We start from the raw sequence: 15,714 nt of genomic DNA on the forward strand, positions 1-15,714 counted from the left end.
CCATATTTTCGAATTGCGTGTTATCACAGGAATCTTTGCCATGAACTACAACAACCCAACCCAGCTGCAAGCCGCCATCCTCGACTGGGCCGGCACCGTCGTCGATTTCGGTTCTTTCGCCCCGACCCAGATCTTCGTCGAAGCCTTCGCCGAGTTCGACGTCCAGGTCTCCATCGAAGAAGCTCGAGGCCCGATGGGCATGGGCAAGTGGGATCACATCCGCACCCTGTGCGATCAGCCGCAGGTTGCCGAGCGCTATCGCAAGGCATTCGGCCGCACTCCGACCGACGATGACGTGACTGCAATCTATAACCGCTTCATGCCGCTGCAGATCGAGAAAATCGCCGAGCATTCAGCGCTGATTCCCGGCGCACTGGAGACCATCGCCAACCTGCGTCAGCAAGGGATCAAGATCGGTTCCTGCTCCGGTTATCCGAAGCAGGTGATGGACAAGGTCGTGGCACTCGCCGCCACCAACGGCTACATCGCCGACCACGTCGTGGCCACCGACGAAGTGCCGAACGGCCGCCCATGGCCTGCACAAGCACTGGCCAACGTGATTGCGCTGGGCATCGACGATGTCGCCGCCTGCGTGAAGATCGACGACACCGTGCCGGGCATTCTCGAAGGCCGTCGCGCCGGCATGTGGACCGTGGCACTGATCTGCTCCGGCAACGCCCTGGGCCTGGATTACGAAGGCTTTCGCGCACTGGGCAGCGATGCGCTGGCCAGCGAACGCAAGCGCATTCACGCGCTGTTCGAAGGCTCGCGCCCGCACTACATGATCGACACCATCAGCGATCTGCCGGAAGTGATCACCGACATCAACAAACGCCTGGCCAACGGCGAGATGCCGCAAAGCAGCTGATTGCGGCGGCTGCGGCAAAAAAAACGCCGGTGTCTGCCCGACACTGGCGTTTTTTTTGGGCAAACCCCTGATTTCGCGCAATGAAAGCGTTTTTAGGCGCGGGCAATTCGGCCAAAGCGGATTACAGTTAAGGCATGCCGTCGCTCAAGAACGGCACGTTTCGACCCTGATCCGTGAGGAAATACCGTATGCCGTGGACAAGTTCAGAATCACGCTACAGCACCGTGTCAGTCCTGTTGCACTGGTTGATGCTGGTGCTGTTGGTGCTGGTTTACGCCAGCATGGAATTGCGTGGCATCTTCCCCAAGGGCAGTGGTGGCCGCTCGCTGATCCGCGAGGTGCACTACATGCTGGGCCTGACAGTGTTCGTGCTGGTGTGGTTTCGCCTGCTGGCACGCAGCATCGGCCCGGCGCCGAAGATCTTCCCCGCTTCACCGCTGTGGCAGACCGCGCTCGCCCGACTGATGCACTGGGCGCTGTACCTGTTCATGATCGCCATGCCGATCCTCGGCTGGCTGATCACCAGCGCCGAGGGCCATCAAGTGATGTTCTACGGTTTCGACCTGCCGTTGCTGGTGCAAGAAGACAAAGCCTTTGCCAAGCAGGTTGAACAATGGCACGTACTGATCGGCAATATCGGCTATTGGCTGATCGGCCTGCATGCATTGGCGGGGCTGTATCACCATTACGTGGTGGGCGATAACACGCTGCTGCGGATGATGCCCAAGCGCAATCAGGGCTAGCCATCAAATCCACGCCGGCCCTGCAAACCGCCGGTGTGGACAAAAATCAAGCGTGAACCCCGGGCAAAGCGGCCAGATTCGATCTGTTGTTTGAGCGCCAGCAAGGCTTTCCCGGTGTACAGCGGTTCGAGGGGAATGCCGCTGGCCTGTTCGGTTTGCGCGATGAATTCAAGCAGCGCCGGATCGACCTTGGCGAAACCACCACGGCTGGCGTCGATCAGCTCGTAGCCTCCGGCCTCACCCACGATCGCCTCGACATTGGCCGCGACGCAGTGATCGTCGGGCACAGCCATTGCGCCATACACCGCATGTTGTCCTGCCTCGGCCAAAACCAATCCCGCGAGCGTGGTGCCCGTGCCACAGGCCAGCCACCAACCCTGATAGTCGTTCCAGCCGAGCTTGCCGAGTTGCGCATTGACTTGATCCTTCAATGACGCACAACCCTGTGCTCCCGGCAAACCGCCGCCACCCTCAGGCACCGGATGCAGTGTCGGATATTGCTCTCGCCACGGCTGCCAGAACCCCGGCTCATGCCGCGCCCGATAACCGCCAAACCCGAGCCAGTGCAGTTGCATGCCGAAATCCTGCAAATCCCTGACCGTCGGCGTGTCCTGCGCATGCCCGCGCAACAGCCCGACCGTCGTGAATCCCAGGCGTTTGCCCGCAGCCGCCAGTGCATGCAGATGATTGGAGTGCGCGCCGCCCAGGCTGATGATGCCTTCGGCGCCCGCGCGATCGGCGGCTTTGAGATGTTCGACGAGTTTGAACCACTTGTTGCCGCTGATCAGCGGATCGATCCTGTCCAGACGCAAGATCGCGACTTCAATGCCGGCGGCAGTGAGCCAGTCCAGATGAAAGGGATCGAGGGGGGCTTGAGGGAGCCAGTCTGCGGGGGGAAGAAGCATGGGTGACTTTTCATTCTGGACAGAGCCAGCATTCTAGTCGCTCAAAGGACGCCATCGCGAGCAAGCTCGCTCCCACAAGGTTCTGCTGAGCTCACAACATCTGTGAACGACGCAAAACCTGTGGGAGCGAGCTTGCTCGCGATGGTCGTTGGCACGCTGGACCTGATTGCAGCGTTACAGCTCGGCGGCCAGACGCGAACCCTGATTGATCGCGCGTTTGGCATCCAGCTCCGCCGCGACATCGGCGCCGCCGATCAGGTGCACGTTCTGCCCGGCTTCGATCAGACCGTCGTGCAGCTCGCGCAGCGGATCCTGGCCGGCGCAGATGACGATGTTGTCCACCGGCAACACTTGCGGCTCGCCGGTTTCGCCGATGCGAATGTGCAGGCCCTGGTCGTCGATCTTCAGGTATTCGACGCTGTTGAGCATCTGTACCTGCTTGTTCTTCAGACCGGTGCGATGAATCCAGCCGGTGGTCTTGCCCAGACCGTCACCGACCTTGGATTTCTTGCGCTGCAGCAGGAACACATCGCGCGCCGGAGCATGTGGTGCAGCCTTGATCCCGGCCACGCCACCACGGGCTTCCAGATTCGAGTCGATGCCCCACTCTTTCCAGAACGCAGCGCGATCCTGACTGGTGGCCACACCTTCATGCACGAGGAATTCCGACACATCGAAACCGATGCCGCCGGCGCCGATCACTGCGACACGCTTGCCGACCGGTTTGCGCTCGAGCAGCACATCCAGGTAGCTCAGCACTTTGGCGTTCTCGATGCCCGGAATCGCCGGCAGACGCGGCACAATGCCGGTCGCCAGAATGACTTCGTCGTAACCGCCCTCGACCAGCTTCGCCACGTCGACGCGGGTGTTCAGGCACACCTCGACGTGGGTGGTCTGCAACTTGCGTTTGAAGTAACGCAGGGTTTCGTAAAACTCTTCCTTGCCCGGCACGCGTTTGGCGACGTTGAACTGGCCACCGATCTCGCTGGCCGAATCGAACAAGGTCACTTGGTGCCCGCGCTCGGCGGCTACGGTGGCAGCGGACAGACCGGCAGGACCGGCACCGACCACGGCGATCTTCTTGATCTGCTTGACCGGCAGATAGTTGAGTTCGGTCTCGTGGCAGGCACGCGGGTTGACCAGGCAACTGGTGAGCTTGCCGCCGAAGGTGTGATCGAGACAGGCCTGGTTGCAACCGATGCAGGTGTTGATTTCGTCAGCGCGGCCTTCAGCGGCTTTGTTGACAAAATCCGGGTCGGCGAGGAACGGCCGGGCCATCGACACCATGTCGGCATCGCCTTCGGCGAGAATCTGCTCGGCGACTTCCGGGGTGTTGATGCGGTTAGTGGTGATCAGCGGAATGCTCACCGAGCCACGCAGCTTGGCCGTGACCTTGCTGAACGCCGCACGCGGCACTTTGGTGGCGATGGTCGGAATCCGTGCTTCGTGCCAACCGATACCGGTGTTGATGATGGTCGCACCGGCCTGCTCGATGGCTTTGGCCAGGGTAACGATTTCTTCCCAGGTGCTGCCGCCTTCCACCAGATCAAGCATCGACAGACGGAAGATGATGATGAAGTTCGGACCCACCGCTTCACGTACGCGGCGAACGATTTCCACCGGCAGACGCATGCGGTTTTCGTAGCTGCCGCCCCAACGGTCGGTGCGATGGTTGGTGTGGGCCGCCAGGAACTGGTTAATGAAATAACCTTCCGAGCCCATGATTTCCACGCCGTCGTACTCGGCGGTCCGGGCCAGTACCGAGCAGGTGACGAAATCGTTGATCTGTTTCTCGATGCCTTCCTCGTCCAGCTCCTTGGGCTTGAACGGGTTGATCGGCGCCTGAATCGCGCTCGGCGCAACCTGTTTCGGGCTGTAGGCATAACGGCCGGCGTGGAGGATCTGCATGCAGATCTTGCCGCCCGCCTCATGCACCGCGCGGGTGACGATACGGTGCTTGAGCGCTTCTTCCTCGGTGGTCAGCTTGGCCGCACCGGAATACACACCGCCCTCGTCGTTCGGGCCGATACCGCCGGTCACCATCAGGCCGACGCCGCCACGGGCACGCTCGGCGAAGTATGCCGCCATGCGTTCGAATCCACCCGGCTTCTCTTCAAGGCCGGTGTGCATCGAGCCCATCAGGGTGCGGTTGCGCAGCGTGGTGAATCCCAGGTCCAGCGGGGCCAGCAGGTGCGGGTATTGAGTGGCGGTCATCGTTAACTCCACAGCGAGCGATCACGGAAAATGCGGGAGCTCTGCGTCCCCCGTCAGTCATGGTCGACAGATTAGGAGTCGCATCGCTGTCACTCAATGACCGTAACTGACAAGTTATTGATCCAAATGCGCAGCGCCCCTTGGCAAGCCGGAGCTGGCGCCCTACCCTGTCCGCACACCCTGTACCCGGCTGTTGTTGGATTTCATGCGCAAACTTCTGTACCTGACTTTTTCCATGGCGCTCATCGCCGCGCTCACCTTCTACGCCATGTGGGCGGCTGACCGCCCGGCCGGTCATTACCTGTCGGACCTGCGGATCAAACTCGCGGTCGATCAGGGCACCCCGGCCGACCGCGGCAATCTGCTGGGCATCCAGCCCGAACTGTTCCCCACCGACTACCAAAGCCCCGAACGTCTGCACCGCAAGCTCGCCGCCTATTTGCAGCAGGCTCAGGATCAGGGGCTGTTGAATGAAAAAACCGTGGTCATCCTGCCGGAGCATGTCGGCACCTGGCTGATGATCAGCGGCGAGAAAGACGAGCTGTACCAGGCCGCCACCCTCGCCGAAGCGATGAACTGGCTGGCGGCGAGCAACCCGGTGCAATTTGCTCGCGCCTGGCTCACCGCCAAGGGCAGCAAACGTCTGGATGACGCGCACCTGCGCATGAAGTCCCGGGACATGGCCAAGGACTATCAAGCGCTGTTCGGTGGGTTGGCGAAGGAATTCCGGATCACACTGGTGGCCGGCTCGATCGTGTTGCCCGAGCCGAACATCATCGAAGGCAGGCTCAAGGCCGGTAGTGGCGCGCTGTACAACAGCACCGTAGTCTTTGGCCGTGACGGCGCCCCGCTCGGCCAGCCTCAGCGGCAGATGCGTCCGGTCTTCGATCAGGACGAAGCACCCAGCACCCGCGAGGCTTCACGGATCAATGTGGTCGACACTCCGGCCGGACGCCTTGGCGTGCTGATCGGCAAGGACAGTTGGTATCCGGACAACTACCGCAAACTCGACGAACAAGGCGCGCAGCTGATCGCAGTGCCTGCGGTTGTCGTCGGTCATGGCGTCTGGGATCAACCGTGGAAAGGCTACAAAGGCTTGAGCGTGCCGGGCTCGGTCAGCCTGAAACCGGGAGCGATCAGCGAAGGCCAGGCCTGGCACCAGTTGACCCTGACCGCGCAACCGTCGGCCAGCAAGGCGCTGGCCGGCATGAGTGTGTTTCTGCGCGGGCAGTTCTGGGACAAACCGAGTTCCGGGCAAAGCTTCCTCAACAGTAACGGCCAGCAGTTCGCTGACAGCGAAGCTCGTGGCGCGCGCCTGCTGAACCTCTGGCTGTAAACCATGAAACCGCTGCCGATGCGTCTCGGGGATCTGTCGGTGGGCTTCGTCCACAGCCTGGCCGATGCCGTGCGCAGCCATGGCGTCGATCCGTTGCCATTGCTCCAACAGTACGGCCTGGATGCCGCACGACTGGCCGAAGCCGGGGCGCGTCTGTCGATCCCGCGCTACATGCGTCTGGGGCATGGCGCGATCCAGCTGACCGGCGATCCGGCACTGGGTTTGCGCATGGGCGGGCTCAGTCGCTTGAGTCAGGCAGGGCTGGCCGGCGTGACCGCGGCGCAGGCCCCGACGGTACGCGAAGCCGCTCGTTGTCTGACTCGCTTCGAACCCTTGTACGGCTCCAACTATCGCGGTCAGTCGAGTTTCCACGAGGACGCCAGTGGTGCATGGCTGCGGTTCTACTCGATCAGCCCGTACAACGCCTACAACCGCTTTGTGGTGGATTCGATCATTGCCGGCTGGCTGCATCAGTTGTCCAGCGTCAGCCCCGAGCCCCTGCGCGCCGAACGGATCGAAATCGAATTCGACAGCCCGGATTACCGCGACGCTTATACGGTGCTCGGCGAATGCCCGATCCAGTTCGGCGCCGAACACAATCAACTGCGCCTGAGCCTCACCAGCCTGGCCCAACGCAACCCGGAGCATTGCCCCAGCACCTGGAAACATCTGCTCGGTTTGTGTGAACGGGAACTGGAGCAATTGACCCGCACCCGCAGCCTGCGTGAGCGCATCACGCAATTGCTCGGGCCGTTGCTCAATGGCGGCCGGGAACCGGATCTGGAAGAAGTGGCGGCACGCCTGAAGCTGCCGACCTGGACGTTACGGCGAAAGCTGGCCGAGGAAGGCACGCAGTTTCGCGCGATCCTCAATGACACCCGCCGTGATCTGGCGATGACCTACATCCGCGACACCGAACTGGCATTCGGTGAAATCGCCTACCTGCTGGGGTTTGCTTCGGCCGAAGCTTTCCAGCGCGCCTTCAAGCGCTGGAACGGCCAGACACCGGGCGAATTTCGCCGCAGTCACCGCAAGACAGGCTGACGCCTCACAGCTCGGTGGCGTCTTCCGCAGGCTCGGGTGAATCCAGCTCAAAGGCCTGGAATTCGAGCAGTTCTTCTTGATAGTCATCCATTGCGTAATCCCCCTACCTGCTTGCTTGAAATGGCCTGGAACAAATGACCAGTGCCTCGAGCATAAAGTGCCCGTGTGAAGGAAAAATGAAACGCGTCCTTCATGAAATAAACGTAGCAGGCGGTCAGGAATTTATCGCGGGAATTTTTTCGACGGGACTGGCAGGAAGAAGCTCAAGGGAGACAACAAAACGCCACGCGTCCGACAGAGGTCGGAGACGTGGCGTAAAGTTCACTGCCCGGAGGCAGGCATGGCTGGAATCGGCTCGGAGGGCGGCGGCATGTCCGTCGGGTTGGCCGGAGGGGTGATGGTTTGCGTCGCGGGCGCAGGTTCGGCAACCGGTGCCGGGGTGATCGGCGCGGCTTCGGCCGGCGGTGCTACCGGCTCGGAACTGGCCGGGGTTGCCTCCGCAGGCGTTGGCGCCGGTGCCGCAGCGGGCTCGGCCGCCGGTGCTGGGGCCGGGGCCGGGGCCGGTTCAGCCGCAGGGGTTGGAGCCAATGGAGCTGGCGTCGCTTTGGCTTCCGGGACGCCCAGGTCGGTCTTCGGTTTTTCGGTGATGTGCGCAGCCTTCTTTGCGTCAGCCGGCAGGAACAGCTCGACCAACGTGAAGAAGCGCTCGTAGAACTTCTGCGACGACACCGTTTCGCTGGCGACCTTGACCATCGAGTCGTCAGACGAGCCGATCGGCATCGAGACCGAGCCCAGCACGCCGACACCGAGGCTGGCCGAGTTGTTGGTCTTCTTCAGCGCGTAGCGGTCCTGCAGGGCGTTGGCGAACACGGTGGCGTGATGGCCGGCGCTGCCATCATCGGCGCACACCACGTTGAAGCTGATCTCCAGATGGGTTTCGCCGGTCTGCTGAAAGCTCTTGTGCCCGCTGACCAGTTTCGGGTCATTGCTGGTAATGATGTAGCCCTGGCTGAGCAACGCTCGGCGGGCCGCTTCGCAACTGGCGGTGTCGGTCACCGGGTAATTGCGCGAAAAGGTGCCGGAGTCGTCGAAATTCTCATGCTCGTAGATAGGCTTGTCCTTGGAACAGCCGGCAGCGGCGGTCAGCAACAACGCCAACCCGATGAAACGCACGGGAATAGAATTCAACATTGAACATCCTGAGGGAAAACGGTCCGGGCCGTATTGTGCAACAGATCGCTGCCCCGCGGCGTATGGATTAGTGTCTTAAAACAGTTACAACTCTATCGACCTTCAATCGCAGGAAAAAGTCGCGCTGATAAATGATCGACGAACACGCGCAATTTGGCGGTTGCATCCCGGCTTGATCGCCACAGGGCCCAGACCGCGGCAGAAACAGCGCGCATAAAAAAACCCCGGATTTTCATCCGGGGCTCGGGTCTTGCGGCTCAGCCAGGCATCAGAAACGCTTGATGTCGGCTTCGCTTTCCAGCTGTTTGCGGTACGCCGCGAAGTCTTGCTGGCCTACACGCGATGCGAGGAAGCGACGGTATTGCGCTTTCTCTTCATCGGTCGGAGCCGCTGCTTCGTTCACGCCGTTCAGACGCACGATGGTCAGGCTGCCATCCGCCAGCGTCACGCTGGTGAAGGTCGGCTTGTCCTTGGCGGACGGTTTCGGCATGCGGAACAACGCTTGCAGCACCGCCGGATCAACGCCTTCCTGAGCGCGGTTCGCCGCTTCAGTGACCTTCCAGTTCTGACCGTCCACCGCCTTGTCCAGCGGCGTCTTGCCATCACGCAGACTGGCGATCAGTTGCTCCGCCTTGGTCTTGGCAGCCGCGCTGGCGTGCTCTTTGGTCAACTGGGTGCGAATGGCAGCGGCTACGCTTTCCAGCGGCAATTGAGCAGGCTTCAGATGCTCCTTGGCACGCAGCACGATCACGGTTTCCGGATCCAGCTCAATGGCAGTGCTGTTGGCACCCTCTTCCAGCACTTCGGTGCTGAACGCGGCGGTCACGACGGCACGGTTGGCTGTAACGCCTTCTCCACCTTCACGGCCGAACGGCTTGGAGGTGTGCACGGTCAGTTTCAGCTCCTGCGCTGGCTGGGCCAGGTCGGATGCTTCGAACGAAGAGTCTTCCAGTTGCTTGGTCGCCTCGACGAAACGCTGCTCCACTTGCTGGGTTTTCAGCTCGCGGGTCAGCTTGTCTTTCAGGCTGGCCAGGGTCGGCACTTCAGGCGCCTCGACACCCAGCAGCTTGATCAGGTGGTAACCGAAGTCGGTGCGAACCGGCTCGGAAACCTGATCCTTGTTCAGCGAGTACAGGGCTTTCTCGAAGGCTGGATCGTAAACGCCAGGACCGGCATAACCGAGGTCACCACCGTTGTTGGCCGAACCCGGATCCTGCGAGAACTCCTTGGCCAGCGCTTCGAATTTCTCGCCCTTGGCCAGACGCGCCTGGATTTCTTCGATCTTCGCCTTGGCCTGAGCTTCGGTGGTCTTGTCGTTGACTTCGATCAGAATGTGCGCCGCACGACGCTGTTCCGACAGGTTGGCGATCTCTTTCTGATACGCCGCCTGCAGGTCTTCGTCCTTGACGGTGACCTGATCGAAGAACGAAGCCTTTTTCAGCTCCAGATAATCGATGACCACTTGATCCGGGGTCATGAATTCCTTGGCGTGCTCGTCGTAGTAAGCCTTGACCTCGTCATCGGTCAGCTTCACGGCCGAAGGATCAGCCTTGATGTTCAACGTGGCGAAATCGCGGGTCTGTTTTTCCAGACGGGCGAAGGCCAGCACTTGAGCGTCGGTCACGAAACCGCTGCCCGCCACACCGGCGCGCAACTGGCCGATCAGCATTTCCTGAGCCAGCATCTGGCGGAACTGCATGCGGGTGTAGCCCAGTTGACGGATCACCTGATCGAAACGGTCGGAGCTGAACTTGCCGTCGACCTGGAATTCAGGCGTCTGCAGGATCACTTGATCCAGGGCCGCTTCGGAGAAAGCGAATTTCGATTGTTCCGCGCCTTGCAGCAGCAGCTTGCGATCGATCAAACCCTTGAGGGCTGATTCGCGCAGCATTTTTTCGTCCAGCAAGGAGGCGTCGAAGTCCTTGCCCAGTTGTTGCATCAGCTGACGGCGTTGCATATCCACCGCCTGGCTCAGCTCGTTCTGGCTGATTTCTTCACCGTTGACCTTGGCCGCCTCATTCTTGTGAGTCGTGGCCTGGAAAATGGCGTCGAAACCGGTCAGAGCCATCAGTGCAACGATGACTCCGATAATGGTCTTGGCAATCCAGCCTTGTGAATTGTCCCTGATATTCTGCAGCATGCGTCCCCCAGAAACGGTTGAACTTCAAATTAGGCAACCGTGGAGCGTGGGTAGAATCCGGATAGAAGAAAGGCGCATCCGAGGATGCGCCTTCTCGTAACTGGCGGAGCGGACAGGGCTCGAACCCTCGATCCCGGTGTGACAGGCGGCTATTCCAACCGCCTGCTCTACCGCTCCGCTGCCAAGTCAGGCATGACCCCGACCCGGATGGGTAAAAACCTGAATCAAACTTAGTTGACGGCTTCTTTCAGGGCTTTACCGGCTTTGAAACCTGGCTTCTTGGCTGCCGCGATTTCCAGAGTCTTGCCGGTCTGTGGGTTACGACCGATGCGAGCTGGACGATCAGTCACGGAGAAAGTACCGAAGCCAACCAGAACAACGGAGTCGCCAGCCTTGAGAGCGCCAGTGACGGATTCGATTACAGCGTCCAGCGCACGGCCAGCAGCAGCTTTCGGGATATCAGCGGATGCAGCGATAGCATCAATCAGTTCCGACTTGTTCACTCTAAGTCCCCTTATATCTATTTTGAGATGATTCTAAGTTTTTTGGTGAAAGCAAAAACGAGTGCTGAATGGCCTACAGACACTTAAGAGCCGCTTTATAACAAGGGCTCTAAAAAGCTGTCAAGGAAGCCCCCCAGGCAAAAGCGTATTAATGCGTGCTAATTCTTTCCTTAGAGTCAGACTCACGTTTTTCATCCTTGGCAACTATCTCCGGAGCCACATCCGGCAAGGGCTCCGGCGCGTATTGCAGCGCAATTTGCAGGACCTCGTCAATCCATTTAACTGGTTTGATCTGCAGATCCTGCTTGATATTGTCAGGAATCTCCTTCAGATCGCGCACGTTCTCTTCCGGAATAATCACTGTCTTGATTCCGCCACGGTGAGCGGCCAGCAGTTTTTCTTTCAAACCGCCGATGGCGAGAACTTGACCACGCAGGGTGATCTCGCCGGTCATGGCGACATCCGCTCGCACAGGAATACCCGTCAAAGCCGACACCAGCGCAGTACACATGCCTACACCGGCGCTCGGGCCGTCTTTCGGCGTAGCGCCTTCCGGCATGTGAATGTGAGTGTCGCGCTTCTCGTGGAAGTCCAGAGGAATGCCCAGGCTCTTGGCACGGCTGCGCACCACGGTCTGGGCCGCAGTGATCGATTCGACCATTACGTCACCCAGCGAACCGGTCTTGATCAGTTGACCTTTACCCGGCACCACAGCCGCTTCGATGGTCAGCAGTTCGCCACCCACCTGAGTCCAGGCCAGGCCGGTCACTTGACCGATCTGATCCTGCTGCTCGGCCAGACCGTAGCGGAACTTGCGGACACCGAGGAAATGCTCCAGCAAGTCAGCTGTCACTTTTACCGAGAAGCGTTTTTCCAGCGCGTGCTCTTTGACCGCCTTGCGGCAAACCTTGGCAATCTGCCGCTCGAGGCCACGCACACCGGCTTCGCGGGTGTAATAACGGATGATGTCGCGGATCGCTTCTTCGTCGAATTCCAGCTCGCCCTTCTTCATGCCGTTGGCTGCAATCTGCTTTGGCGAGAGGTACTTGACCGCAATGTTGATCTTCTCGTCTTCGGTGTAACCCGGCAGGCGGATCACTTCCATCCGGTCCAGCAGCGCTGGCGGGATGTTCATCGAGTTCGAGGTGCACAGGAACATCACGTCCGAAAGGTCGTAATCGACTTCCAGATAGTGGTCGTTGAAGTTGTGGTTCTGTTCCGGATCGAGCACCTCAAGCAGCGCCGACGCCGGGTCGCCACGCATGTCGCTGCCCATTTTGTCGATTTCATCGAGCAGGAACAGCGGGTTGCGCACACCCACTTTTGTCATCTTTTGAATCAATCTTCCTGGCATCGAACCGATATAAGTCCGACGGTGACCACGGATTTCCGCTTCGTCACGCACACCACCGAGAGCCATGCGCACGAATTTGCGGTTGGTGGCATGAGCGATCGACTCCGCCAGCGAGGTTTTACCCACGCCTGGAGGACCGACCAGGCACAACACCGGGCCGCGAATTTTCTTCACGCGTTTTTGCACGGCGAGGTATTCAAGGATGCGTTCCTTGACCTCTTCGAGGCCGTAGTGATCGGCGTCGAGAATGTCTTCGGCACGGGCCAGGTCCAGACGCACCTTGCTCTGAGCCTTCCAAGGCACCTGAACCAGCCAGTCGATGTAGGAGCGCACCACGGTGGCTTCAGCAGACATCGGCGACATCTGCTTGAGCTTGTTCAGCTCGGCAGTGGCCTTGGCCAGGGCATCTTTCGGCAGACCGGCAGCATCAATACGCTTTTTCAGGTCTTCGATTTCGTTGTGGCCTTCGTCGCTGTCGCCGAGCTCTTTCTGAATGGCCTTCATCTGCTCGTTCAGGTAGTACTCGCGCTGACTGCGCTCCATTTGCTTTTTGACGCGGCCACGAATGCGTTTTTCGACTTGCAGCAGGTCGATCTCGGCGTCCAGCAGGGCCAGAACGTGCTCAACCCGGGCCGACAAATCGATGATTTCGAGGATTTCCTGCTTCTGCTCGATCTTCAGTGCCATATGCGCGGCCATGGTGTCTACCAGGCGGCCAGGCTCGTCGATGCTGTTGAGCGACGACAGGACTTCAGCCGGGACCTTCTTGCCCAGCTGCACGTATTGTTCGAACTGCGACAGCAGGCTGCGCACGAACACTTCGGACTCACGCTCGGCGGCGTCGACTTCGTCGATCAACGAGACTTCGGCACGACAGTGGCCATCGACTTCGCTGAAGCGCTCGACAGCGCCACGTTGCTCGCCTTCGACCAGAACCTTGACGGTGCCGTCCGGCAGCTTCAGCAGTTGCAGAACTGTGGCGATGGTACCTACGCGATAGAGAGCTTCTTCACCGGGATCGTCGTCAGCCGGGTTTCTCTGGGCCAGCAGCAGGATCTGCTTGTCGCCCGTCATCGCGGCCTCGAGGGCTTCGATGGATTTCTCGCGCCCCACGAACAGCGGGATAACCATGTGCGGATACACAACGACATCACGCAATGGCAGGAGAGGCAATTCGATGGTGGTCTTCATGATTTCGCCTCTACGGCGGCCATATGGCCGTAATCAGATGGAATTGAACTTGAAACCAAGATGGGGGCTGACTTGAAAAAAAACAAGCGTAAAGGGGGTGTAAAAAACGACATAAAAAAAAAGAGGCCCGAAGGCCCCTTCTTTGTTCCGGCAGACCGGACGCTTACGCGTCCGGTGCAGCCTTGGCAGCCGGCTCACTGTTTTCGTAGATATACAGTGGTTTGGACTTGCCTTCGATCACGCTTTCATCGATCACGACTTTGCTCACCTCGGACTGCGAGGGGATTTCATACATCGTGTCGAGCAGTACACCTTCGAGAATCGAACGCAGGCCACGGGCACCGGTTTTACGTTCCAGGGCACGTTTGGCAACTGCTTTCAGCGCGTCGGAACGGAATTCCAGATCCACGCCTTCCATCTCGAACAGCTTGGCATACTGTTTGGTCAGGGCATTTTTCGGCTCGGTGAGGATCTGCATCAAAGCAGCCTCATCCAGCTCGTCCAGCGTCGCCAGGACCGGCAGACGACCGACGAATTCCGGGATCAGACCGAACTTGACCAGATCGTCAGGCTCGACTTCACGCAGGGACTCGCCCACCTTCTTGCCTTCTTCCTTGCTGCGCACTTCTGCGTTGAAACCGATGCCACCCTTTGTAGAACGGTTCTGAATGACCTTCTCCAGACCGGAGAATGCGCCACCGCAGATGAACAGGATGTTGCGGGTATCAACCTGAAGGAATTCCTGCTGCGGATGCTTGCGGCCACCTTGCGGCGGAACCGAAGCGACCGTGCCTTCGATCAGTTTGAGCAAGGCCTGCTGCACGCCTTCACCGGAAACGTCCCGGGTGATCGACGGGTTGTCGGACTTGCGCGAAATCTTGTCGATTTCGTCGATGTAGACAATGCCCATCTGGGCTTTCTCTACGTCGTAATCGCACTTCTGCAGCAGCTTCTGAATGATGTTCTCGACGTCTTCACCCACGTAACCCGCCTCGGTGAGGGTGGTTGCGTCGGCGATGGTGAACGGAACGTTCAGCAAGCGGGCCAGGGTTTCGGCCAGCAGGGTTTTACCGGAGCCGGTCGGGCCGATCAGCAGGATGTTGCTCTTGCCGAGTTCGACGTCGTCAGCCTTTTTGTCACGCTGGTTCAGACGCTTGTAGTGGTTGTACACCGCTACTGCCAGAACCTTCTTGGCACGCTCCTGACCAATTACATACTGATCAAGGATGCCGCTGATTTCTTTAGGCGAAGGCAATTTATGCGCGCTGCTTTCGGCCTGTGCTTCCTGCACCTCCTCGCGGATGATGTCATTGCACAGGTCGACGCACTCGTCGCAGATAAAGACCGAGGGGCCGGCAATCAATTTGCGCACTTCATGCTGGCTTTTGCCACAGAAGGAGCAATAGAGCAGCTTGCCGTTGTCCTCGCCGTTGCGGGTGTCAGTCATTCGTTCGATCCAAATCCGATAGGCTTGCAACACAAGATGAAGGCTATTGCGGGCTTTTTCAAGCCCGCCGCTGATCAGACGCGCCGACCAAGCCTATTTTGAGCTGCTTGTTTTTAAGCTGGGCGCTGGTTGATCACTTCGTCGATCAGACCGTATTCCTTCGCAGCTTCTGCACTCATGAAGTTGTCGCGGTTGGTGTCGCGCTCGATTTCTTCAAGCGTACGGCCGCTGTGCTTGGCCATCAGCGTGTTGAGACGCTCGCGAATGAAGAGGATTTCCTTGGCATGGATTTCAATGTCCGATGCCTGGCCCTGGAAACCGCCCAGTGGCTGGTGAATCATCACGCGCGAGTTAGGCAGGCAGAAACGCTTGCCAGGTGCACCGGCCGTCAGCAGGAACGCGCCCATGCTGCACGCCTGACCGATACAGGTAGTCGATACGTTTGGCTTGATGAACTGCATGGTGTCGTAGATCGACATGCCCGCTGTCACCGAACCGCCCGGGGAGTTGATATAAAGATGGATGTCCTTGTCCGGGTTTTCCGCTTCAAGGAACAGCAATTGCGCGCAAATCAGGTTGGCCATGTAGTCCTCTACAGGGCCCACCAGAAAGATTACTCGCTCCTTGAGAAGACGCGAGTAGATGTCATAGGCGCGCTCGCCACGAGCAGATTGCTCGACAACCATCGGGACCAGGCCGCCGGCGGCCTGGATATCAGAGTTCTGCTGAATATAGGAATTACGGAACATGCTCTGCAGTCACTCCCAAATAGTCATGT

At 59.4% G+C, this 15,714-nt stretch carries 12 protein-coding genes and 1 pseudogene; 4 read left to right on the forward strand and 9 right to left on the reverse strand.

The genetic code is table 11. From position 1 onward, the window contains the following. Window positions 1–40: 40 nt before the first annotated feature. Window positions 41–868 carry a phosphonoacetaldehyde hydrolase gene (gene phnX, locus CAF73_RS16520; RefSeq protein WP_085703272.1) on the forward strand — a complete coding sequence of 276 codons (828 nt, stop codon included), beginning with the start codon at window positions 41–43 and terminating at the stop codon, window positions 866–868. Between the two features lie 188 nt (window positions 869–1,056). Then, window positions 1,057–1,611 (forward strand): cytochrome b, encoded by a 555-nt coding sequence (locus CAF73_RS16525; RefSeq protein WP_085699015.1) that lies wholly within the window; start codon window positions 1,057–1,059, stop codon window positions 1,609–1,611. On the opposite strand, the gene CAF73_RS16530 is transcribed toward CAF73_RS16525, so the two are convergent. Both CAF73_RS16530 and CAF73_RS16535 read right to left on the reverse strand, forming a co-directional pair. Continuing rightward, window positions 1,608–2,516: a 1-aminocyclopropane-1-carboxylate deaminase/D-cysteine desulfhydrase gene (locus tag CAF73_RS16530; protein ID WP_085703273.1), complete on the reverse strand. Its 909-nt coding sequence runs from the start codon at window positions 2,514–2,516 to the stop codon at window positions 1,608–1,610. The two genes, CAF73_RS16525 and CAF73_RS16530, sit on opposite strands and share 4 nt — an antisense overlap. A 174-nt stretch (window positions 2,517–2,690) precedes the next feature. After that, on the reverse strand, window positions 2,691–4,730 hold the full coding sequence (locus CAF73_RS16535) for an NADPH-dependent 2,4-dienoyl-CoA reductase (RefSeq protein ID WP_085699011.1): 2,040 nt from the start codon (window positions 4,728–4,730) through the stop codon (window positions 2,691–2,693). A gap of 205 nt (window positions 4,731–4,935) precedes the next feature. Between CAF73_RS16535 and CAF73_RS16540 the strand changes: the two genes are divergently transcribed. Beyond that, entirely contained in the window at window positions 4,936–6,066 is a 1,131-nt protein-coding gene (locus CAF73_RS16540; protein ID WP_085699009.1) for a nitrilase-related carbon-nitrogen hydrolase, read from the forward strand. Between the two features lie 3 nt (window positions 6,067–6,069). After that, window positions 6,070–7,110: an AraC family transcriptional regulator gene (locus CAF73_RS16545; RefSeq protein ID WP_085703274.1), complete on the forward strand. Its 1,041-nt coding sequence runs from the start codon at window positions 6,070–6,072 to the stop codon at window positions 7,108–7,110. Between the two features lie 321 nt (window positions 7,111–7,431). Here CAF73_RS16545 and CAF73_RS16550 read toward each other — a convergent pair whose 3' ends face one another. The 7 genes and pseudogenes from CAF73_RS16550 to clpP all read right to left on the reverse strand — a co-directional run bounded on the left by CAF73_RS16550 (window position 7,432) and on the right by clpP (window position 15,685). Continuing rightward, on the reverse strand, window positions 7,432–8,301 hold the full coding sequence (locus tag CAF73_RS16550; RefSeq protein ID WP_085703275.1) for a DUF2242 domain-containing protein: 870 nt from the start codon (window positions 8,299–8,301) through the stop codon (window positions 7,432–7,434). A 92-nt stretch (window positions 8,302–8,393) separates the two neighbouring features. Further along, window positions 8,394–8,492 (reverse strand): annotated as a pseudogene (locus CAF73_RS30480) (LysR family transcriptional regulator); the annotation flags it as partial. A 77-nt stretch (window positions 8,493–8,569) separates the two neighbouring features. After that, the gene (locus CAF73_RS16555) at window positions 8,570–10,441 is read right to left on the reverse strand and encodes a SurA N-terminal domain-containing protein (RefSeq protein WP_085703276.1); all 1,872 of its coding nucleotides are present in this window, start codon (window positions 10,439–10,441) and stop codon (window positions 8,570–8,572) included. A gap of 230 nt (window positions 10,442–10,671) precedes the next feature. Then, window positions 10,672–10,944, reverse strand: coding sequence for an HU family DNA-binding protein (locus CAF73_RS16560; RefSeq protein ID WP_002552737.1), 273 nt, complete (start codon window positions 10,942–10,944; stop codon window positions 10,672–10,674). Window positions 10,945–11,092: 148 nt separating this feature from the next. Continuing rightward, window positions 11,093–13,489 (reverse strand): endopeptidase La, encoded by a 2,397-nt coding sequence (gene lon / locus CAF73_RS16565; protein ID WP_085690114.1) that lies wholly within the window; start codon window positions 13,487–13,489, stop codon window positions 11,093–11,095. Between the two features lie 163 nt (window positions 13,490–13,652). Then, entirely contained in the window at window positions 13,653–14,936 is a 1,284-nt protein-coding gene (clpX, locus tag CAF73_RS16570; RefSeq protein WP_085699001.1) for an ATP-dependent Clp protease ATP-binding subunit ClpX, read from the reverse strand. 113 nt (window positions 14,937–15,049) lie between these two features. Further along, window positions 15,050–15,685 carry an ATP-dependent Clp endopeptidase proteolytic subunit ClpP gene (clpP, locus tag CAF73_RS16575; RefSeq protein WP_007951559.1) on the reverse strand — a complete coding sequence of 212 codons (636 nt, stop codon included), beginning with the start codon at window positions 15,683–15,685 and terminating at the stop codon, window positions 15,050–15,052. Between the last annotated feature and the right edge of the window lie 29 nt (window positions 15,686–15,714).

Origin of the sequence: Pseudomonas sp. B15(2017) (assembly GCF_002113215.1) — a bacterium.
Taxonomy (GTDB): Bacteria; Pseudomonadota; Gammaproteobacteria; order Pseudomonadales; family Pseudomonadaceae; genus Aquipseudomonas.